This is a genomic window from Sagittula sp. S175 (assembly GCF_049800975.1).
In the GTDB taxonomy this organism is placed as follows: domain Bacteria; phylum Pseudomonadota; class Alphaproteobacteria; order Rhodobacterales; family Rhodobacteraceae; genus Sagittula.
On the sequence record NZ_JBNAGB010000002.1, the window covers coordinates 193068 to 213271 of the forward strand.

The following is a 20204-nucleotide window of genomic DNA, read 5'->3' on the forward strand; positions in this document are numbered from 1 at the left end:
TGGCATTTTCCGCCCCAGGCCGCGCGAGGTCGCGCACCAATCCAACAACGCAACGGTGCCGTGTCCGCCCCGCGCCCGCACCGCTTGCCCCACGCCGCCCCATCCCATAAAGACAACGAAACACGAGGGGCAGGCACATGCGTATTCTCATCACCAACGACGACGGCATCAATGCACCGGGCCTGCACGTGCTGGAACGCATCGCCGCCGACCTTGCAGGCCCCGATGGCGAGGTCTGGACCGTCGCGCCTGCCTTTGAGCAATCTGGTGTCGCGCATTGCATTTCCTACGCGCATCCCACGATGATCTCGGAACTCGGTCCCCGCCGGTACGCCGCCGAAGGCAGCCCCGCCGATTGCATCCTCGCCGGGGTGCATGACGTGCTCAAGGGTCAGCCCATCGACCTCGTGCTGTCGGGCGTGAACCGGGGCAACAATTCTGCTGAAAACGCGCTCTATTCCGGCACCCTCGGCGGTGCGCTCGAAGGCGCGTTGCAAGGCCTGCGCGCCATCGCGCTGTCCCAATACCTCGGCCCGCAGAATTATCACATCGACAACCCTTTCGAGGCCGCCGCCGAACATGGCGCCGATACCATCCGCAAGATCCTCGCCTTCGACGCCGCCGATCAGTCCGGCTACCGCCTGTTCTACAACGTGAATTTCCCGCCGGTGCCGGCCTCGGGCGTCAAGGGCCTGCAAGCCTGCCCGCAAGGCATCCGCGAGAACACGCGTTTTACCGTGGAACCGCACCTGTCTCCGTCGAACCGCCGGTTCCTCTGGGCCAAGGGCGGCGACCAGCGTGCCCCCGTCGCCGCCGGCACCGACGCCGCGCAGAACCTCGACGGCTGGATCTCGGTCACGCCCATGCGCGCCGACCTGACCTGCCACGCCTCGCTTGCCGCCATGCAGGACGCGCTGAAATGAGCTTCGACGCAGAGGCCAAGATGCAGTTCCTTTTTGCGCTGCGCTCCAAGGGCGTGACGGACAATGCCGTCCTGTCCGCCATGGAAAAGATCGACCGTGGCCTGTTCATCCAGGGCTACTTCTCGGAACGTGCCTACGAGGACATGCCCCTGCCCATCGCCTGCGGCCAGACGATCTCGCAGCCCTCCGTTGTGGGCCTCATGACGCAGGCGCTCCAGGTCGGCCCGCGCGACAAGGTGCTCGAGGTCGGTACAGGCTCCGGCTACCAGGCCGCCGTCCTCAGCCAGCTGGCCCGCCGCGTCTACACCGTCGACCGCCACAAGCGGCTGGTGACGCAGGCGCGCAAGGTGTTCGACGCGCTGGAACTGGTGAACATCACCGCCTTTACCGCCGACGGCAGCTTTGGCCTGCCCGATCAGGCCCCGTTTGATCGCATCCTCGTGACCGCCGCCGCCGAAGACCCGCCCGGGCCGCTCTTGGCCCAGCTCAAGATTGGCGGTATCATGGTCGTACCGGTGGGCCAGTCCGATGCCGTGCAACACCTGATCCGGGTGCTGCGGACGGAAACGGGCTTCGAATACGAGGAAATGCGCCCCGTGCGCTTCGTGCCGCTGGTGGAAGGTCTGGGGAAGGACTGATCCCCGTGAATTGGTTTTGGCGTGACGCCCCGGAACAAGGGGCGCATGGAACGAGGACATCGAGATGACGACGAAATCCCTGACATGGGCGCGCCCCCTCTCTGCCATGGCCATGATGGCCGCGCTCGGCGCCTGTTCCGGTCCACTCGACGTGGACATGCGAGGACGCATCGGCGGTCCCGTGGACACCTCCACCGCCGCAGCCAACGCCACCGGCACGCGTCCCAGCCCGGACAACCGCGGCGTGATCTCTTATCCCAGCTATCAGGTGGCCGTCGCCGGCCGTGGCGATACCGTGGCCCAGATCGCCGCCCGCGTCGGCCTGCCCGCCGAAGAACTGGCCCGCTACAATGGCGTGAAGGTTGACGACCCCCTGCGTCGCGGCGAGATCATCGCCCTGCCGCGCCGGGTTCCGGAGCCCTCGCCCGCCACCGGTGCCGCCACCACCGGTCCGATCAAGCCCGCCGCCACCGTGGACGTCACCACACTGGCCGGGGCTGCCATCGACCGGGCGCCCGCCTCGACCCGTCGCGACGTTGCCGCTGCCACCGAAGGCGTCGAACCGATCCGCCACCAGGTCGCCCGCGGTGAAACGGCGTTCACGATCGCGCGGCTCTACAACGTCAGCCCGCGCTCGCTGGCGGAATGGAACGGTCTCGACAAGGATTTCACCATCCGCGAAGGCCAGTTCCTGCTGATTCCACCCACCGCCGAAATGGCGGCGTCCGGCACCTCCACCACGCAGCCCGGCGCCGTCTCTCCGACCCCGGTGCCGCCGTCTTCGGCGACTCCGCTGCCGACGGTGGACGAAACGCCACTCGCCTCGACGACGCCCGCCGCCGCGACCGCGACCGCCGCACCCGCCCCGAAACCCGCCGCACCCGTGGCCGACATCGGCCAGAGCGCCGCGAAACCGGCGTCGTCGTCGGCCCAGATGGCCATGCCTGTCTCCGGCTCCATCATCCGCGAATATTCCAAGGGAAAGAACGAGGGCATCGACATTTCCGCCTCTGCCGGACAACCGGTCAAGGCCGCCGCCTCCGGCTCCGTCGCCTCGATCTCCACCACCACAGAAGGCGTGAAACTGCTGCTGATCCGCCATCCGGGCGACCTGATCACCGTCTACACCCATGTCGACGACATCTCGGTCAAGAAGGGCGACGCCGTCAGCAAGGGCCAGACCATCGCCCGGGTGGGCGCAGGCTCGCCCTCCTTCCTGCACTTCGAAGTCCGCAAGGGCTTCGACAGCACGGACCCGATGGCCTATCTCAAGTAATCACCGTCGAAGGGGGCTCTGCCCCCGCCGTCGGCTCCCCCGAGGTATTTTGAAAACCAAAGAAGCAGGACCGCGCGCTCCTGCTTCTTCTTGGTGCAAATATCCTGGGGGTTTGGGGGCAAAGCCCCCAACCGGTCGCCTGAGCGTCAGCTCAGGCGAAACCGCTTACAGCGTGACGCCCTTGCGTCCCGCGAGATCGACAAAGAACTGCCAGGCCACCCGGCCCGACCGCGACCCGCGCGTTGCCTGCCACTCGATGGCCTCGGCGCGCAGCACCTCCGGCTCGACCTCCACACCATGCGCGGTACAGTAACCCCGGATCATGTCGAGGTACTCGTCCTGCGAACAGGGATGGAACCCCAGCCACAGACCAAACCGGTCGGACAGGGACACCTTTTCCTCCACCGCCTCGCTCGGGTTGATCGCAGAGCCACGCTCGTTCTCGATCATGTCGCGCGGCATCAGGTGGCGCCGGTTCGACGTCGCATAAAGCACCACATTGTCCGGACGCCCCGCGACACCGCCATCCAGCACCGCCTTCAGGCTCTTGTAATGCTGGTCGTCATGCGAGAACGACAGGTCGTCGCAGAACAGCACGAACCGGTAAGGCGCGCGCCGCAGCACTTCCAGAAGGCGACCCACCGTCGGCAGGTCCTCGCGCTGCAGTTCCACCAGCTTCAGGTCCAGCCCCTCGGCGCACACGGCGGCATGCACCGCCTTTACCACCGACGACTTGCCCATGCCCCGCGCGCCCCAAAGCAGCGCGTTGTTCGCAGGCAGTCCCTTGGCAAACTGCAGGGTATTGGCGAACAGCGTGTCGCGCGCCCGGTCGATGCCGATCAGCAGGTCCAGTGCCACGCGGCTCACCCGGTCGACCGGCACCAGCCGGTCCGGTTCAGTCTCCCACACAAAGGCCTCGACCCCGAAATCCGGCTGTCCCATCGGTGGCGGAGACATCCGCTCCAGCGCCCCGGCAATCCGCTCCAGCGGCTGCGCCAGGGCCATCACGTCTCGGTCACTGGTGGTCACGGCTTCTCACCTTCGTCAAACTCCTTCAGCAGCGGATCGTCCTTCGACGCCTCTGCCGGGTCGTCATCGAACCACAGGCCCTGGGCCTTCAGGTCCTTCTCGCGCTTCTTCTCGGTGTGGCGCACGAGGAAGATCGACACCTCGTAGAGCCCGTAAACCACGGTAAACAGGATAACCTGAGACACAACGTCCGGCGGCGTCACCACGGCGGCGAGGATCAGGATCGCCACGACCGCGTATTTGCGCACCGATCCCAAGCCTTCGGCGGACACCAGTCCCGCCTTGCCCATCAGCGTCAGCAGCACCGGCAGCTGGAAACACAGGCCAAAGGAGACGATGAACACCAGCGAGGTCTGGAGCGACTCGTTCACCTTGCCGAAGAAGGTGATCCTGATGCCTTGCGCCGTCTCCGGCACAACCGCCGTGGCTGCGGGAACATCCACCGCACCGCCCAGCAGGTTGGCAAAGATCGACGGCGCGTCGGTGAAGCCCAGGAAGAAAGTCATCGCCAGCGGCGTCACGACGAAATGCGCGAAACTGCCGCCCAGCAGGAACATCACCGGCGAGGCGATCAGGAAGGGCAGGAACGCCCCCTTCTCGGACTTGTACAGCCCCGGCGCAACAAAGCGCCACAACTGATAGGCGATCACCGGGAAGGACAGCCCGAAGCCGAACACCATGGCGATGCGGAACAGCACGAACAGGTATTCCTGCGGGCTGGTGTATTGCAGCGTCGGTGCCGGGTCGCCAAGCGCGCGCAGCGTCGCCTCGATCGGCCCCAGCAGGAAGCGCAGCACATACTCCGCCAAGAAATCGCCCTGGATCGGAATGAACATCACGCAGATGCCCACGAACAGCGCGAGGATCGACCGGATCAGCCGCGTACGCAGCTCGGCCAGATGCTCGATCAGCGGGGCAGAGCTGTCCTCAAGCTCGTCTTGTGTCTGGCTCATGCCTTATCAGCCTCGTCCTTGCCCGATGCCTCGGTGGCCGCATCCTCGGCCAGGGCCCGCTCCATCTCGGCCGCCTTGGCCGCAGCCTCCTCGGCCTCGCGCTTCTTGCGCTCGGCCGCGGCGCGGGCGGCATTGGCCTCGATCTTCTTTCGGGCGTCCTCGCGTTCCTTCGCCAGCTTGCCGGTTTCCGAATTCGGATTGATGTCCGTCATCGACTTCGCGGCATCCTTGACGCTGTCCATCGCGCTGCCGACCGGGTTGGTGGCCGTGCGGATGGTCTTCTGGATGTCCTTGACGCCCGCCTCGTCGGCAGCATCGTTCATGGCCCGGCTGAACTCGCGCGCCATGCCGCGGGCCTTGCCCATGAACTGACCAACCGTGCGGAACAGCTGCGGCAATTCCTTGGGACCGACGACGATCAGCGCCACGATCCCGATGACCAGCAGCTCGCCAAAGCCGAAATCGAATACCAGCGGCATAAAGGATTACACCTTGTCCTTGTCGGAGGCCGGGGTCACGTCCTTGGCCTCGTCAGCCTTCTGGTCCTCGATTTCCTTGCCGCCTTCGCTCACGCCCTGCTTGAAGGCGGTGATGCCCTTGCCCACTTCGCCCATCAGCGAAGAGATCTTGCCGCGCCCGAACAGCACCAGCACGACGACAGCAATCAGCAGAAGGCCCGGCAGGCCGATGTTTCCGATACCCATGGGTTTGTCTCCGTTGTCTCGGCAGCCCCTTCCCGGGCCGCACGTGTAAATTCGGACTGCTGAATACGGCATGGTGCGAAGCGGGAAAAGGACCAAACGGACGCATCACACAGGTGTATGTGTCATGAGGTTGTCAGTTGTCAGGATTCTGTCAGTATGTCCGCCCGGACCGCCCGAATTTTCGCAGAAAATTCGCGCGCTCCCGGCCACGAAAGGCGCGCAGATGAATCGCAAGGACCGCCTCTACGCCCTCACCCAGCGCCTGCGCGACGGGCGCCTGCACACAGCCGAGGCCATGGCCCAGGACCTGGATGTCTCGGTCCGCACCATCTACCGCGACATGGAGGTCCTCGCCGCCTCCGGCGTCCCGGTCGAGGGCACGCGCGGCTACGGCTACACCGTTCAGGCCGCCATCACCCTGCCGCCGCTGAACCTGACCGAAGCGGAACTCGAGGCCCTGCACCTCGCCCTCGCCGCCCTCGGCGCATCCGGCATGGAGGAGCACGCCGCCGCCGCCCGTGCCCTCGCGGCCAAGATCGACGCCATCCTCCCCGAGGATTCCTCGCAACCCTCCGCCCCCTTCGGCTTTGCCACCGATGCCTTCGCCGAGGCCGCCCGGGGCTTCACCCACATGCCCGCTATCCGCGCCGCCATCCGTGCCCGTCAGAAACTGCGCGTCACGCTGGCAGGCACCACCCACGACCTGCGCCCGCTGCACATCGACTACTTCGGCCGCGTCTGGACCTGCATCGGCTGGTCCGAAACCACCTCCGACTTCCTCGGCTTCCGCATCGACCGGATCGAGGATCTCCGTCCCCTGCCCTCGCTCTTCGTAAACGAACCCGGCCGCACACTCGCAGACTGGCGCGCCCGCAGCACCTGACCGCGCCCCTGCTTCTTTGGTTTCCAAAATACCTTGGGGGTTTGGGGGCAAAGCCCCCACCCGTCGCGCTCAGCGCGGCAAACCGCAACCGGTTTTGGGGGCAAAGCCCCCCGCAGGCCACGCCGCTCCGCCAACAAAAAAGGCCCCGCGCACCGCGCGAGGCCTCAACCCATCAATCAGCCGAACTTACAGCGACGCCTGGTAGATCTTGTCGATGTTCGACCCCAGCGCCGCGTTGAAATCCGCATCCGACATCTGCTTCGTCAGCCCCTCGGCCAACGCGCGCGAGAAGGACGCGATCATCTTCGGCTGACGTGCCAGCCGCTCACAGGCCTCATCGGTCGAATAGCCGCCCGACAGCGCCACCACGCGCACCACGCGCGGGTGATCCGCCAGCGAATCGTACAAGCCGTCCACCGTCGGGATCGACAGCTTCAGCATCACGTCCTGCCCCTCGTCCAGAGCGTCCAGCCCCTTGGCCAGTTCCGCCTTCAGGATCTCCTCCGCCTCGGCCTTGGTGGCGGATTTGATGTTCACCTCCGGTTCGAGGATCGGCACCAACCCGCAGGACAACACGGTCTTGCCGACCTCGAACTGCTGCGCCACCACGGCGGCGATGCCCTCGGCATTCGCCTCGTTGATGACCGAGCGCTCCTTGGTGCCGAAGATGCCGAAACCCGCCGCTTCCTTCAGCGTCTCTTCCAGACCCGGGATCGGCTTCATCATCTGCACGCCGTTGGCCTCGGCCTCCAGACCCTTGTCGATCTTCAGGAACGGCACGATACCGCGATCTTCCCACAGCGCCAGGGCCGTCGGCTTGCCGCCCACTTCGCCGCGCATGGTGCGCTCGAACAGGATCGCGCCCAGCACCTTGGCCTTGGTGAAATCCGGTGCCGTTATGATCCGCGTGCGCATCTGGTGGATCTCGTCATACATGGCGGCCTCGCCGTCATACATGTCCTCGGTCACACCATAGAGTCCCAGCGCCTTTGGCGTCGACCCGCCGGACTGGTCCAGCGCCGCGATAAAGCCCTGCCCTTCGGCCATCTGTTTCTTCATGTCTGCAAAAGCTGCGGATGCCATCATGCCACTCCCGGTCAAATTGGTTACCCATCCGTTACCCGGCTTTTTCCCGCAAACCTAGAGGCAGATCAGGCTGTTATCGCTAAACGTGGCAAAGCTTTCATGCCCGGCAGCGCCGCGCTGATGGAGATGATGGATTTGAGTATTTGCACCAAGAAGAAGCACGAACGCGCGCCCTGCTTCTTCTTGGTTCAAATACTCACAACGATGCTTGCCACGGCCACCACCGTCACCGCTTTTCTACCTGCAACCAGATGCCGTCGCGCGCCCTGACAGTCAGATGCGCCTCCGGCACCGGATCGCGGCCGTCGACGCGACCGACCTTCAGATCACGCAGCAACAGCGCCAGCATCAGTGGCCCCTCGACCATGGCGAATCCTGCGCCGGTACAGACCCTCGGTCCGGCCGAAAAAGGAATCCACGCGTCCCGCCCGCAGGTCTTGCCCGCTTCGGTCTGCCAACGGCCCGGGTCGAAGTCGTCCGGGCGTTCCCAGATGCGTTCATGCCGATGCAAATGCCAGGGCGACAGCACCACCTGCGCCCCCTTCGGAACGTCCCGGTCGCGGAACCGTTCGGGACAAGTCGTCTCGCGCACCATCATCGGCACCGGCGGATAGAGCCGCAGCGTCTCGCGGAACACATCGCGGCTTACCCGCAGCTTGGCCACTTCGGAGAACGTGCCCTCCTTCAGTCCCGCCTGCGCTTCCTCCGCCAGACGGTCCTGCCACTCCGGGAACAACGCCAAAAGATACAGGGCCCATCCCAAGGCCGAGGCGCTGGTCTCGTGCCCCGCGAGGAAGAAGATCGCCACTTGGTCGACCATCTCGGCGGGGGTAAAGGTCTCTCCCGTCTCGGGGTCCACCTTGGTCATGATCTTGGTCGCGAGGTCATCCGGCGCGGTCCCGGCGGCGATTTCCGCCGCCCGCCGTTCCGTCAGTTGCGTAATCAGCCCCCGGATGCGTTTCGCCGCCGCCTTGGTATCGCGCCGGAAGAACCGCGGCATCCAGCGCGGACCGGGGATGAAGGCGGCGAGGTTCAGGATCGGCTGCGTCCGCTGGTAGGCGCGGAACTCGTGGAACACCCGGCTGGCCACCGCGTCCTCGATCGGGATCGAGAACAACGTGCGAAAGATCACGTCGGCGGCAAAGTGGCTGGCTTCCTCCTCGATCTCCACCACCTGACCGGCCCTGGCCGCCAGACGGTCCCGCGCCGCAGCCGCCGCCGCCCACATGGCTGGGAAGGTCTCCTTCAGCCGCCCGCCTTCGAAAGCCGGGTCGATGATCCGCCGCTGCCGCTTCCACGTATCGCCATTGGTCAGGAAGACCGACTCGCCCAAGAGCGGCCGCAGACCCGCGCCGATCCGGTCCGATTTCGGAAAGTCCATCGGGCGCGCCTTCAGCACTTCCGCCACGAGGTCCGGCTGGTTCACCAGGTAGGACCGGAAGAAGGGCGTCCGGAACTCCGCCATCCACGCCCGGTACAGCCGCGCGGGCTGCGCCGACAGGATGTCTTGCCGGAACAGTTTCACGTAGCGCCACAGCGACACGCGGTCCGGTCGCGCGGCGGGTTTCGGCGGCAGCCCGGTCACGGGGCCATGCCCCTATATTTTGACACCGCATAGTCGATCCGGCTGGCCGAGGGCGGCCTGTCCGCATAGCGCGCCGCCAGCGTCAGCGGCCCGGCGGTGATGCGGAAGTAGTCGTAATCCAAGGGCCGGTCGAAGGCGCAGAGATACTGAAAATGCAAGCGGAAGAACTTCCACCGCAGCGCCTTCCACCGTTCGGGCGAGAGCGATTTCGTGAACTGTGCCGAGAAGACCAGCGGCCATTTCTTGCCCTCGGGAGCCACGCCCGACACCGAAACCGGATCGCACAGCGCAAAGGCACAGCCATCACCGGGCGCGGTGACGTCTACCCAGGTCAGCTCCGGACGGGCCGACAGGTCGTGCAGATCGCGCCGCAGCCGATGCGCATCACGCAGGAACGACACCATCGGCACCACCTGCCCAAGGCTCAGGAACCCCAGCGCCGGACCCTCCGCAGGCACGCGCCCCCCCCGCACCAGATCCGCAAGGATCGACACACCGAGATGCGCGCCAGAGGAATGACCGACCACCAGCACCTCGTCCCAGTCCTCCGTCAGCGCCTGCGCGATACTGTCGCCGAACGCCGCCATCCGCGCCTCCAGCGCCGGAGGGTTCGCCCCCCGCCAGCGCGCCGAATAGGCGTAGTCATGCATCAGGTAATAGGCGAAAACCTTGCCGTCCTTCGCCTTGAACCAGCGCAGCACCGACCAGACGACAGCCAGACCCAAAACCATGGCGGGCCATATCGTCCAGCCGCCGATCAGCCAACCGGCTCCGAAAGCCGCGACAACGAAGCTGTACCAGCCAAGCACGAGCGCCAGCACCAACTGCAACAACAAGGCGCCGATCGGGTAGAGCGCCGCGATCACCGGTCCCTTGCGCAGCTTCATCAGCCGCCACAGAGCGCCCGTCGCAATATACTCCCACGCCGTGCGCACCAGTTGCGCATAGGTCGCAGGGATGGTGTTCGACATCGAGTCCCGCACGATGTCAGACCAGACCAGCACCTCCACATCCGCCGCGACCGCGACGCCGTCCTGCTCGCTCTCCACGTGCCAGCCATAGGCCCTGCCGGTCTGCTTCGGCTTCAACGTCAGGGAATAGTCCGAGATCTCCGCCTGCGCCGCGCCCTCTTTGCGGTACAACTCCCGGTAACGGCGCGGATGAATCGGATCGTAGCCCGGAATGTAGAACACCCGGCGCCTGCGGACGGTGGTGGATTGGGCTGCCTGCTCTGTCATGCCTCGCCTCTTTGGGGCAAGATTAACCAGTTATTCAGGCAAGAGTAAGGCGCAGGGGACCGCGATTTTGCCGTGGAAAAATCGCCCCACCCCCGGAAAAACCGAAACCGTGCCTCAGCCCAGAGTCGCCAGCGCCGGAAATGTCTCCAGCAGCCAGAACGAGAAGGTTGAGAACGCCCCGGTCACCAGCGCCAGCCCCACCACGATCAGCAAGCCGCCCATGACCTTCTCGATCATGGCCATGTGCCGCTTCATGCGGTTCATCAGACCCATGGCGCGACTCAGGAATATCGCCGCCAAAAGGAACGGCAAACCCAGCCCCGCCGCGTAGACCCCCAGCAACAGCGTGCCCCGCGCCACCGAGGCCTCTGTCGCGGCCAGCGACAGGATCGCGCCCAGCTGCGGCCCGATGCAGGGCGTCCAGCCGAACGCGAACGCCAGCCCCAGCAGGTAGGCGCCAAACGCCGATCCGCCCGCCTCGCCCGCGTCCATCCGCGCCTCGCGGTCCAGGAACCCGATCCGGAATACCCCAAGGAAATGCAGGCCGAACACGATCACCACGACGCCCGCCGCCCGTCCCAGCCACACCTGGTTCTGCAAGAAGAACGACCCCAGCCAGGACGCCGTGAACCCCAGCAGCACGAAGACCGTCGATAGACCCAGCACAAAGAACAGCGCCGCCAGCGCCACCCTCCCGCGCGCGCGCCCCTCCTGCATCTCGCCCATGCTGACACCCGACATGAACGCCAGATAAGGCGGCACGATCGGCAGCACGCAAGGGCTGAGGAAGGACACAATCCCGGCGACCAGCGCCACCAGCATCGCAGGCAGCAAGGACGCGTCTATGATCTCGATTCCGAACATGGCTCAACGCTTAGGCCATCCGCGCGGTCCCGTCACGCCCCGCACGCTCACATCCCCGTGGACGCTTCGTCACATCAAGGCTAAATCCGCACCATGACACACGAACTCGACGCCCTCGGTCTGCTTTGCCCCCTGCCGGTCCTCAAGGCGCGCAAACGCCTTCAGGCGCTGGCGCCGGGCGACACGCTGACCGTCACCACCGATGATCCGGCGGCGATCATCGACATCCCGCATTTCTGCAACGAATCCGGACATACGCTGGTCGACAGCCGCGAGGACGGATTAGCAATGGTCTGGACCATCCGCAAAGCCTGAGCTTCGCCGCACAAAGCCCTGACGCCAAAAGAAAAAGGCCCGCATCCATCAGGACGCGGGCCTCATCTTTTCATCTCTTCCGGTTCAGCGGCCCAGCGACCACCAGCCCTTGCGCTTGGGCTTGTCCGCCTCTGCCTCGGCGGCGGGTTCCGTCACGACCTCAGCCACAGCTTCCGCCGTCTCGGGAACGGCCTCGGCGGGCGCATCCGCAACCACCTCGGCAGGCGATTCAGCAGCCGCATCAGCCGCAGCTTGCTCCGCCTCCGGCCCGGTGCTGGCCGCCATCTGCGCAACGTAATCCGACGCTTTGACGCGGGTCCGTGCCGGGCGGGCCTTCTCCTCGACAGCCGCGGGCTCTTCGGCCACAGGCTGCGCCTCGGCGGCAGGCTCAGCAACATCCGCAGATGCCTCGGGCTCCGCCACGGACGGGGCCTCTGCCACCTCGGCGACCGGCTCGTCCACCTTGGTCTCAGCCTCGGCACCGTCCTTGTCAGACGACTTGGACTTGCTGCGCGAGCGCGACCGGGACCGCGAGCGGCTGGACTTCTTCTTGGTCTCGCCCTCATCCGAAGCATCGTCCGCAGCAGCGCCATCGGCCGCCTCGTCGCCAGCCTCGGACGCAGCGCCCTCACCTGCGTCGGTGGATGCATCCGACGAATCGCTCTCGTCGTCGCCGTCGTCCGAGTCGTCGCCATCGGACTCGCCGTTGCTGTCATCGCGCTGGTCGCCGTCCTTGGACTTCGACTTGCGGCGGCGACGACGGCGCTTCTTCTTGGGCTTGTCTTCGCCCTCCTCCGACCCGTTCGAGTCGTTGGACGAGCCACCGGACCCGTTTGAAGTCGACGCCTTTTCCTCGACCTCGTCTTCCTCGGCCTCTTCCTCGTCGAGATCGTAATCCCCGGCCTCATCCACGAGGTCCATCAGCGAGGTATCCACCGAAACCACATGCGCCGAAGGCTCGGGCACCGTGCGGGTCGCGGTCTTGAACTTCTCCATCGAGAAGTCGGGCGCAATCAGATGCACGTCACCCTCGATGCGCACGGCCATGCCGTAACGCGCCTCGATCATCGCGATATGCTCGCGCTTCTGGTTCATCAGGTAATTGGCGATGCCCACCGGGCACTTCACCAGAACCTCGCGCGACCGCTTGCGGACGCCCTCTTCCTCGATCTGGCGCAGGATCTGCAACGCCATGTTGTCATCCGAGCGGATTAGGCCCGTGCCGTGGCAGGCGGAACACGGCTGTGTCGTCGCCTCGATCATGCCCGGACGCAGACGCTGGCGCGACATCTCCAGCAGGCCAAAGCCCGAAATCCGTCCCACTTGGATGCGCGCGCGATCCGTCTTCAGCTTGTCCTTCAGCTTCTTCTCGACGGCGGCGTTGTTCTTGCGCTCGTCCATGTCGATGAAGTCGATGACGATCAGGCCCGCGAGGTCACGCAGGCGCAACTGGCGCGCGACTTCCTCCGCCGCCTCCAGGTTCGTCTTCAGCGCGGTCTCCTCGATCGACCCTTCCTTGGTCGCCCGGCCCGAGTTCACGTCGATGGCAACCAGCGCCTCGGTCACACCGATCACGATGTAACCGCCCGATTTCAGCTGCACCACCGGGTTGAACATGCCACCGAGGTAGCTTTCGACCTGATAGCGCGCGAACAACGGCATCTGCTCGGTGTAATGCTTCACGTTCTTGGCATGGGACGGCATGATCATCTTCATGAAGTCCTTGGCCACGCGGTAGCCGCGCTCGCCCTCGACCAGAACCTCGTCGATCTCGCGCGAGTACAGGTCGCGGATCGAGCGCTTGATGAGGTCACCTTCCTCGTAGATCTTCGCCGGTGCGATGGATTTCAGTGTCAGTTCGCGGATCTGCTCCCACAGGCGCTGCAGGTATTCGTAGTCGCGCTTGATCTCGGTCTTGGTGCGCTTGGCCCCCGCCGTGCGGATGATAAGGCCCGCGCCCTTCGGCACGTCGATCTCGTTGGCAATCGCCTTCAGCTTGGAGCGGTCCGCCGCATTGGTGATCTTGCGCGAGATACCGCCCCCGCGTGCGGTGTTCGGCATCAGAACGCAATAACGACCGGCGAGCGACAGGTAGGTGGTCAGCGCAGCGCCCTTGTTGCCGCGCTCTTCCTTCACCACCTGCACCAGCATGATCTGGCGGACCTTGATGACTTCCTGGATCTTGTAGCGGCGCGGACGCGCCTTGCGGACGGGGCGAATATCCTCGTGCGTATCGTCATCGGCCACGGATTCGATGGTCTCGTCGCGGGCCACGGCGTCGTCGTCTTCGTCGTCCTCATCATCCGACTCGTCGCTGTCGTCTTCGTCCGAAACGGTCTCGCCGGGTTCGGCGCTGACCACGAGCGCATCATCCTCGGAATCAGCCGCCATCGGACGCTGAGACCCTTCTTCCCCATCTTCGGACCCGTCGGCGGCGGTTTCCTCAGCCGCGTCTTCCGCGGCCTCTTCAGCCACGGTTTCGGGTGTCTCTACCGGAGCGGCAGGTTCCGCATCGACCGGAACCGCCTCGGCCACGGGGGCCTCTTCCGGCGCGACGTCTACGACAGCCTCTTCGGTCGCAGCGTCCTCGACCGGGGCCACTTCGGCCGGCGTGTCGGCAACAGCCTCAGCCTCCGCGACCGGCTCTTGCGCCGGAACGGCCATCTCGGGCGCAACCTCAGCTGCAGCGGCCACGTCGGCCACGGTCTCGTCCGAACCATCCGACTCGACAGAATCGACCGGCTCGCCCATCGGCGCTTCGTGTACCGTCTCCATCGGCGACAGGCCCTCGCCCGGAGCGCCCGCCTCGGCGATCACTTCCGCCTCGGTGTCCTCGCTCAGGTCGATGGTCTCCATGCCGGAGATCTCGCGCGGCGACTCATCCGACGGCTTCGACGACGAAGACTTGGACTTCGACGACGATTTCGACTTGCTGCGCGACCGCGACCGCGAAGACCGCTTGGGCTTCTCGTCTTCGTCCTCGGCAGCGGCCAGCGCAGCCTCTTCCTCCATCAGCGCCTGACGGTCGGCGACGGGGATCTGGTAGTAATCCGGGTGGATCTCGGAAAACGCGAGGAATCCGTGGCGGTTGCCACCGTAATCCACGAATGCCGCCTGCAGGGACGGCTCGACGCGCGTCACCTTTGCCAGGTAGATGTTGCCAGCTAGCTGGCGCTTGTTTTCCGATTCAAAGTCGAACTCCTCGACCTTGTTTCCGTCAACCACCACGACGCGGGTCTCTTCCGCGTGGGTGGCATCAATGAGCATCTTCTTTGCCATGTAACCTTATTGCACACCGCAAGGCCCCCTGAACCGGGTGGCGCAAGGAGTCGTAGGGCGTGTCTTGTCTGGGCGAATAGTGACGGTCGTGCGCATGGCTGCGGGGCGGCGTTTCCGCTCCTGCCCTTGTGCCTCTCATGCGTCGCGCGCGTCATCGCGGTTCTTCTCCGACGTTCTTGCCGCGCATACTCCGCGACGAACGCCCGTTCATGAAGCCCGTCGCTTTTGGCGGTCCGGGCTCGGTTCATCGGCCTCCGGGGTGCTGCGGCGCGTGTCCGCTGCGCCCCTCGGGACCCAATCGTTCTGCCTCGGGCGCCAATTGGCGCGGTCCGCGGCAGCGAAACTCTCTGGCTGGCGCTCGAACGCGCTCTGGCCTGTCCGCTAACATAAGGCCGCAGGGCAACAAATGACAATGGGCAAAAGCGTGCGAATAGGATTAGACCGTACCCCCTTGGGTTGACACGCCCCCCATGGCCGCTATCCAAAAACCGAAGATTTGAATGAGGCCTCCATGTTGAACCTGAGTAACGCGGTTCTGGACCTTGAGATCGACCGTTGGCGGCTGGAAGCCTCGCGCGAGATGGCAAAGGACCTGCTGGCCCGCCAGCCCGAGCGCCTTGCGGGCTGGACCGAGGACGAGCTGACCGGCTTCGTCTTTCACAAGACCCGCGATGCTGAAGCCTTTGGCCTGCGCTCCAAAGCGGACGCATCGGCCTTTGTGGAAACGCTGTTGCTGATCGCGCCCTCGCTTGATCTGACACGGGAATTCCGCGAGGCGGTGGCCAGCGCGCCGGATTCGAAACAGCGCATGGTCCACGCAATTTCCATGCTGCCACCGGGCTTTTTCGCGCAGCTTGCCGTCTCTGACGCGCCCGCGCGCTGGCTGGACAGGATGCGCCAACCATGACCTGCGCCGATACCCATGGGCCGCAGGTTGCGGCGCTCTCGACGGCGGTAACGGCGGTCAACGCGGGCACCGACCCCTTGTGCACCGGCACCACGCCCTGCCCGACAAGGATCGTCCGCGACGCGGGCGTCGAGGCGGTCGAGGATTCGGTCTTTTGCGATGTCATGTGCTGCTGCCGCACCTCGCCGGGCACCGGCGCGCGGCAACGCTGCGTGCAGGAAACGCTGGACCGTGCCGACCAGATGCTGGGCTACCAAAGCCGCTACAAGGCCGAGTTCAGCTACAACATGACCACCGTTCCGCCCTCGCCTTTCATGCATCGCGGCGGCGGGGGGCAGCAGCGGTCCACCTACTGGCAAGGCCGCGCCCAGTCCGAGATTCCCGGCTACACCGCAGGCAGCGGCATGGTGCGCCGCCCCGACATCGTCGTGGTCCGCGACCCCACCGCACCACCGCAAGCGCCCAACATCGAAAGGGTCATCGAACAGAAATTCGCGGGCGACCCGGAGAACATGGAACAGCTCGCCGCCTATCAGGCCATCGCGGGCCCGACCGGCAGCGCTCAGATCCAGACCGAAGGCTCCTGCGATTGCGGCAACGACCAGCGCAGGCGGGTGCCCTTTCCGGCGCCTTTGCCTGCCTCTCAGAACGATCCCTCGCAGCAGCCCGTCCCCGTCCCGGTGCCTGCGCCCGCCCCGGTCCCCGCACCACCACCGCTGCCCGCGCCCGAAAACGGCGGTGTCGGCGGCTGGACGCTGTTCGGTCTGGGCGTGGTGGCGGCTGCCGCGATCCTGTCACCCTTTGACGGCCCCATTGGCGATATCGCCGCCGGGGGTGCCTTCCTGACGGCGCTCGGTGCACAATGATCCGACCCGCGCCCAACGCAACCGCTTGAAAGTCCCGGCCATGGCAAACGATCCCTCCGCTCTCACCGCCGAAACCATCGACGACATCCGCATCCCCACGCGCGGCGGCCAAGTGATGCGCGTGGGGCCTGCGGTCTCGCTCTATCATGCGCGCCCCCGCACCGCCGAGACCACAGCCGCCGTCGCCCATGCGCTGCAGTTGTTCCTGGACCTCGCAGGACCGCATATCCGTTTTGCAGGCATTGACGGCCAGCACCTGCTGCCGATCTCGCAAACCGACCCGGCCGCCCTCCCCGCCTTTGTCACGCAACAGGACCCGGCGCGCGGGTTCGGCCTGCACCTGCACGGCGGCGCGGACCGGGACGACGCCCACCCGCTGTATTTCCGATGCCTGCTGCCCGCCGCGTGGAACCCGCAGCCGATGACCTATGTCAGCATGGGACTGACCATGGCGCGGCAGATGACAGAGGGCCTGCCCCCCCTGACCCACTGGACCGCCGATGCCGCCGCGCGCTTTGGCGCATGGCATGGCAGTGCAGGCTTTGCCCTGACAGCACATGGCGCGTGGTCGCACGGCAAGGCAGTGATGGCCGACGTGGCCTCTGTCCTCGATCGCTTCCCCGGTCTCGATTACCCCGCACAAGGTGCAGCGCTGCACGTGGTGCGCGAAGGCCCCGTGGCGGCCAATTGGATCACGCTTCTGGCCGATGATCTGGCGGACCGGATCGGCGGCGCGGCAAAGGTCGCAGAGGTCATCACCGGCTTTGGCGGACAGGTCCGGCCATGGGCGGGTGGCCTGTCCCTGATCGCGGCAGGCGCCCCCCAGATCGGCGACACCGAGCAAGGCATGACAGCCGAAAGCTACACCATCCCCGGACGGCTGATCGCATCGCTGCGGGGCGCACCGGACGCGGCCTATTTCCCCGGTGCCGCCGGGCGCGACATGATTGCCTTTGGCAAGGACTGGCGCGCGCGCTTCGACTGACGGCACCGACCGGGGATCACGCCACTGAGGATCAGCCGACCGGCGCCGTCTCCGGGCGGGAAATCTGCCCGCCGCCCACCGGGGCCGCGACGCCCGTGGTCCCCGGGGCCGAGGTCGGCAGGCCGCGCGCCACCCGCACGGCGAGATAGGCAAAGGCCTGCGCCTCCAGCATGTCACCGTCCAGTCCCACGGCCTCCACCGGCTCGACCGGACAATCCAGTCCAACCGAAAGCATCTGCATCATCACCGGGTTCTTGCGCCCGCCGCCGGTGACCAGCACCCGCGCGGGCGGCGTGGGGCAATGCTCCATCCCCACCATCACCGCCGTCGCCGCCATGCCGGTCATGGTCGCCGCCGCATCAGCGTCGTCCAACTCGCGCACCAGATCCAGCATCAGCGAAAAATCGTCCCGGTCCAGCGACTTTGGCGGCATCCGGCGAAAGAACGGCTCCTCGAGGAACAGCTCCAAAGCGCCGTCCTCGACGCGCCCTTGCTTCGCCAGCGCGCCGCCTTCGTCAAAGGCCAAACCGCGCCGCTCTGTCATCAGGTCATTCAACGGCGCATTGGCAGGCCCGGTGTCGAATGCGAGCAATGCGCCATCCGCCTCGGGATTTGCCGATCGCGGATCGACCCATGTGATGTTGCCCACCCCGCCAAGGTTCAGGAAACACACGGGCTCTGTCAGGCCCGCCCATTTTGCACAGGCCCAGTGAAAGAACGGCGCAAGCGGCGCGCCCTCGCCCCCCAGCGCCACGTCCGCCGAGCGGAAATCCCAGACCACCGGCAGCCCCATCGCCTCGGCCAGAGCGGCCCCGTCCCCCAACTGATGCGTGCCGCGCCCCTTCGGGTCATGCGCCAGCGTCTGGCCGTGAAAGCCCACCAGCTGCACGCCGTCGAAATCCGCCAGCGCCTCGACATGTGCACGCTGAACGACCTCCAGTGCCGCCTCCAGCCCCTCGCCGGGCCACTTCCCGAGCGCCGCGCGCAGCACCGCGACCTCGGCATCCGAATAGGGACGATACCCACTCTCGCCAAAGCTTTCGATCGTCACGCCGTCGGTCAGCACGCAGGCCGCATCCACACCATCCAGCGACGTCCCCGACATCGCCCCCAACGCCCAGATGTGTCCCGAACCCTTCATGCCTGCAACATGCCCTTTTCCTCGCGCGTCCCGCCCCTTATACGGCTCCCACGTTATATACGAGAGGCCCCCCATGACCTACCATCCCAAATCGGACTTCATGCGCGTCATGATGGAGCGCGGCTACCTCGCTGATTGCACCGATTACCAGGCGCTGGACGAGAAGCTGACGCAAGGGGTGGTCACCGCTTATATCGGCTATGACGCCACGGCGAAATCCCTGCACGTCGGGCACCTTCTGAACATCATGATGCTGCGCTGGCTGCAAAAGACCGGGCACAAGCCGATCACGCTGATGGGCGGTGGCACGACAAAGGTGGGCGATCCGTCGTTCCGCTCCGATGAACGCCCGCTGCTTGGCCCGGAGCAGATCGACGCCAACATCGACGGCATGAAGCAGGTCTTTGCCAAGTACCTGTCGTATGGCGATGGGGCCACCGTGCCTTCAGGCAGCGAAGCGGTCGGGCCGCACAATGCAGCGCTGATGCTGAATAACGCCGAATGGCTGGACAGCCTCAACTACCTCGATTTCCTGCGCGACATCGGGCGGCATTTCTCTGTCAACCGGATGCTGTCCTTCGAATCCGTGAAATCGCGGCTGGACCGGGAACAGTCGCTGTCCTTCCTCGAATTCAACTACATGATCCTGCAGGCCTACGACTTCCTCGAACTGAACCGCCGCTATGACTGCGTGTTGCAGATGGGCGGGTCCGACCAGTGGGGCAACATCGTCAACGGCATCGACCTGACGCGCCGTGTTCTGGATCACGAGATCTACGGCCTGACCTCGCCGCTGCTGACCACCTCAGACGGCAAGAAGATGGGCAAGTCGCAGGGCGGCGCCATGTGGCTGAACGCCGATATGCTCTCCCCTTACGAGTTCTGGCAGTTCTGGCGCAACACCACGGACGCGGACGTGGGCCGTTTCCTGAAGCTCTATACAGAGCTGCCTCTTGAAGAATGCGAACGCCTCGGGTCCCTTGGCGGGCGGGAGATCAACGATGCCAAGATCATCCTCGCCAACGAGGTCACGACCCTGTGCCACGGCGCCGAAGCGGCCGCCGCCGCCGAGGCCACCGCACGTGAGGTGTTCGAAAAAGGCGGTGTGGGTGACGACCTGCCCACGCTGCTTCTGACGGCGGAAGAGGTCGGCGACGGCATCTCGATCGTGCAGTTGCTGGTCCGCTCCGGTCTGGCCAAGTCCGGCAAGGACGCCAAACGCCTCATCGCCGAGGACGGCGCGCGAATGGACGACGCGGCCCTGACCGACGCAGGCCTGATGGTTGACGCTGCCGTGTTGAGCGTCGCACCGATCAAGCTGTCCGCCGGGAAGAAACGCCACGCGCTTGTGAAGCTGGAGAACTGAGGACGCGCCGCATACGGCCTTGGCGCGGTTTGTCGCTCTATGTACCGGCCCTTCGGGGCGATTGGTTGACAAGGTGTTTCGCCTCGCTGCGCGAGGCGACCGGGGGGGGGGGCCCCCCCCCCGATTTTTATGCCCGGAAAAAACACCAAAAAAAGCGGGACACCCC

General features: G+C 65.6%; 19 protein-coding genes. 9 read left to right on the forward strand and 10 right to left on the reverse strand.

All coding sequences use genetic code 11. The features are described from left to right. Positions 1 to 137: 137 nt before the first annotated feature. The 3 genes from surE (at position 138) to ACP16H_RS04040 (ending at position 2837) form a co-directional block, all read left to right on the forward strand. Positions 138 to 923 carry a 5'/3'-nucleotidase SurE gene (surE, locus tag ACP16H_RS04030; RefSeq protein ID WP_425070968.1) on the forward strand — a complete coding sequence of 262 codons (786 nt, stop codon included), beginning with the start codon at positions 138 to 140 and terminating at the stop codon, positions 921 to 923. Further along, the gene (locus tag ACP16H_RS04035; RefSeq protein ID WP_425070969.1) at positions 920 to 1561 is read left to right on the forward strand and encodes a protein-L-isoaspartate(D-aspartate) O-methyltransferase; all 642 of its coding nucleotides are present in this window, start codon (positions 920 to 922) and stop codon (positions 1559 to 1561) included. The genes surE and ACP16H_RS04035 overlap by 4 nt, the downstream gene beginning before the upstream one ends. Positions 1562 to 1625: 64 nt before the next feature. Beyond that, positions 1626 to 2837: a peptidoglycan DD-metalloendopeptidase family protein gene (locus ACP16H_RS04040; protein ID WP_425070970.1), complete on the forward strand. Its 1212-nt coding sequence runs from the start codon at positions 1626 to 1628 to the stop codon at positions 2835 to 2837. 165 nt (positions 2838 to 3002) lie between these two features. On the opposite strand, the gene ACP16H_RS04045 is transcribed toward ACP16H_RS04040, so the two are convergent. Genes ACP16H_RS04045 through ACP16H_RS04060 form a run of 4 tightly spaced genes read right to left on the reverse strand, consistent with a single transcriptional unit; the run spans position 3003 to position 5523 of the window. Beyond that, the gene (locus tag ACP16H_RS04045; RefSeq protein ID WP_425071128.1) at positions 3003 to 3842 is read right to left on the reverse strand and encodes an ATP-binding protein; all 840 of its coding nucleotides are present in this window, start codon (positions 3840 to 3842) and stop codon (positions 3003 to 3005) included. 20 nt (positions 3843 to 3862) lie between these two features. Further along, positions 3863 to 4819 (reverse strand): twin-arginine translocase subunit TatC, encoded by a 957-nt coding sequence (gene tatC, locus ACP16H_RS04050; RefSeq protein ID WP_425070971.1) that lies wholly within the window; start codon positions 4817 to 4819, stop codon positions 3863 to 3865. After that, complete coding sequence (gene tatB, locus ACP16H_RS04055) at positions 4816 to 5298, reverse strand: Sec-independent protein translocase protein TatB (RefSeq protein ID WP_425070972.1); 483 nt, start codon at positions 5296 to 5298, stop codon at positions 4816 to 4818. Before tatB ends, tatC begins: the two co-directional genes overlap by 4 nt. Positions 5299 to 5304: 6 nt before the next feature. Beyond that, on the reverse strand, positions 5305 to 5523 hold the full coding sequence (locus tag ACP16H_RS04060) for a twin-arginine translocase TatA/TatE family subunit (protein ID WP_425070973.1): 219 nt from the start codon (positions 5521 to 5523) through the stop codon (positions 5305 to 5307). 223 nt (positions 5524 to 5746) lie between these two features. Between ACP16H_RS04060 and ACP16H_RS04065 the strand changes: the two genes are divergently transcribed. After that, positions 5747 to 6406, forward strand: a complete 660-nt coding sequence (locus ACP16H_RS04065; RefSeq protein WP_425070974.1) for a helix-turn-helix transcriptional regulator — start codon at positions 5747 to 5749, stop codon at positions 6404 to 6406. 186 nt (positions 6407 to 6592) lie between these two features. Here the strand turns inward: ACP16H_RS04065 and ACP16H_RS04070 are convergent, their stop codons facing one another. From ACP16H_RS04070 to ACP16H_RS04085, 4 genes are all read right to left on the reverse strand, one after another. Continuing rightward, positions 6593 to 7489, reverse strand: a complete 897-nt coding sequence (locus tag ACP16H_RS04070) for a fructose bisphosphate aldolase (RefSeq protein ID WP_425070975.1) — start codon at positions 7487 to 7489, stop codon at positions 6593 to 6595. Between the two features lie 229 nt (positions 7490 to 7718). Next, on the reverse strand, positions 7719 to 9077 hold the full coding sequence (locus tag ACP16H_RS04075; protein ID WP_425070976.1) for a cytochrome P450: 1359 nt from the start codon (positions 9075 to 9077) through the stop codon (positions 7719 to 7721). Continuing rightward, on the reverse strand, positions 9074 to 10315 hold the full coding sequence (locus ACP16H_RS04080) for a hypothetical protein (RefSeq protein ID WP_425070977.1): 1242 nt from the start codon (positions 10313 to 10315) through the stop codon (positions 9074 to 9076). The genes ACP16H_RS04075 and ACP16H_RS04080 overlap by 4 nt, the downstream gene beginning before the upstream one ends. A gap of 114 nt (positions 10316 to 10429) precedes the next feature. Further along, complete coding sequence (locus tag ACP16H_RS04085; protein WP_425070978.1) at positions 10430 to 11179, reverse strand: cytochrome c biogenesis CcdA family protein; 750 nt, start codon at positions 11177 to 11179, stop codon at positions 10430 to 10432. Between the two features lie 93 nt (positions 11180 to 11272). On the opposite strand from ACP16H_RS04085, the gene ACP16H_RS04090 reads away from it, so the two are divergent. Then, a complete protein-coding gene (locus ACP16H_RS04090; protein ID WP_425070979.1) occupies positions 11273 to 11494 on the forward strand; it encodes a sulfurtransferase TusA family protein in 222 nt (73 codons plus the stop codon). 84 nt (positions 11495 to 11578) lie between these two features. Here the strand turns inward: ACP16H_RS04090 and ACP16H_RS04095 are convergent, their stop codons facing one another. Next, a complete protein-coding gene (locus ACP16H_RS04095; protein ID WP_425070980.1) occupies positions 11579 to 14773 on the reverse strand; it encodes an Rne/Rng family ribonuclease in 3195 nt (1064 codons plus the stop codon). A 511-nt stretch (positions 14774 to 15284) separates the two neighbouring features. Here ACP16H_RS04095 and ACP16H_RS04100 point away from each other — a divergent pair. From ACP16H_RS04100 to ACP16H_RS04110, 3 genes are read left to right on the forward strand one after another with little or no spacing between them, the layout of a single operon-like run. Continuing rightward, entirely contained in the window at positions 15285 to 15680 is a 396-nt protein-coding gene (locus tag ACP16H_RS04100; RefSeq protein ID WP_425070981.1) for a hypothetical protein, read from the forward strand. Next, positions 15677 to 16546 (forward strand): hypothetical protein, encoded by an 870-nt coding sequence (locus ACP16H_RS04105; protein WP_425070982.1) that lies wholly within the window; start codon positions 15677 to 15679, stop codon positions 16544 to 16546. The genes ACP16H_RS04100 and ACP16H_RS04105 overlap by 4 nt, the downstream gene beginning before the upstream one ends. Positions 16547 to 16586: 40 nt before the next feature. Continuing rightward, positions 16587 to 17531: a type VI immunity family protein gene (locus ACP16H_RS04110; RefSeq protein ID WP_425070983.1), complete on the forward strand. Its 945-nt coding sequence runs from the start codon at positions 16587 to 16589 to the stop codon at positions 17529 to 17531. A gap of 31 nt (positions 17532 to 17562) precedes the next feature. On the opposite strand, the gene ACP16H_RS04115 is transcribed toward ACP16H_RS04110, so the two are convergent. Further along, positions 17563 to 18672: an anhydro-N-acetylmuramic acid kinase gene (locus ACP16H_RS04115; protein ID WP_425070984.1), complete on the reverse strand. Its 1110-nt coding sequence runs from the start codon at positions 18670 to 18672 to the stop codon at positions 17563 to 17565. A gap of 73 nt (positions 18673 to 18745) precedes the next feature. On the opposite strand from ACP16H_RS04115, the gene tyrS reads away from it, so the two are divergent. Further along, positions 18746 to 20038 carry a tyrosine--tRNA ligase gene (tyrS, locus tag ACP16H_RS04120; protein WP_425070985.1) on the forward strand — a complete coding sequence of 431 codons (1293 nt, stop codon included), beginning with the start codon at positions 18746 to 18748 and terminating at the stop codon, positions 20036 to 20038. The last annotated feature ends 166 nt before the right edge of the window (positions 20039 to 20204 follow it).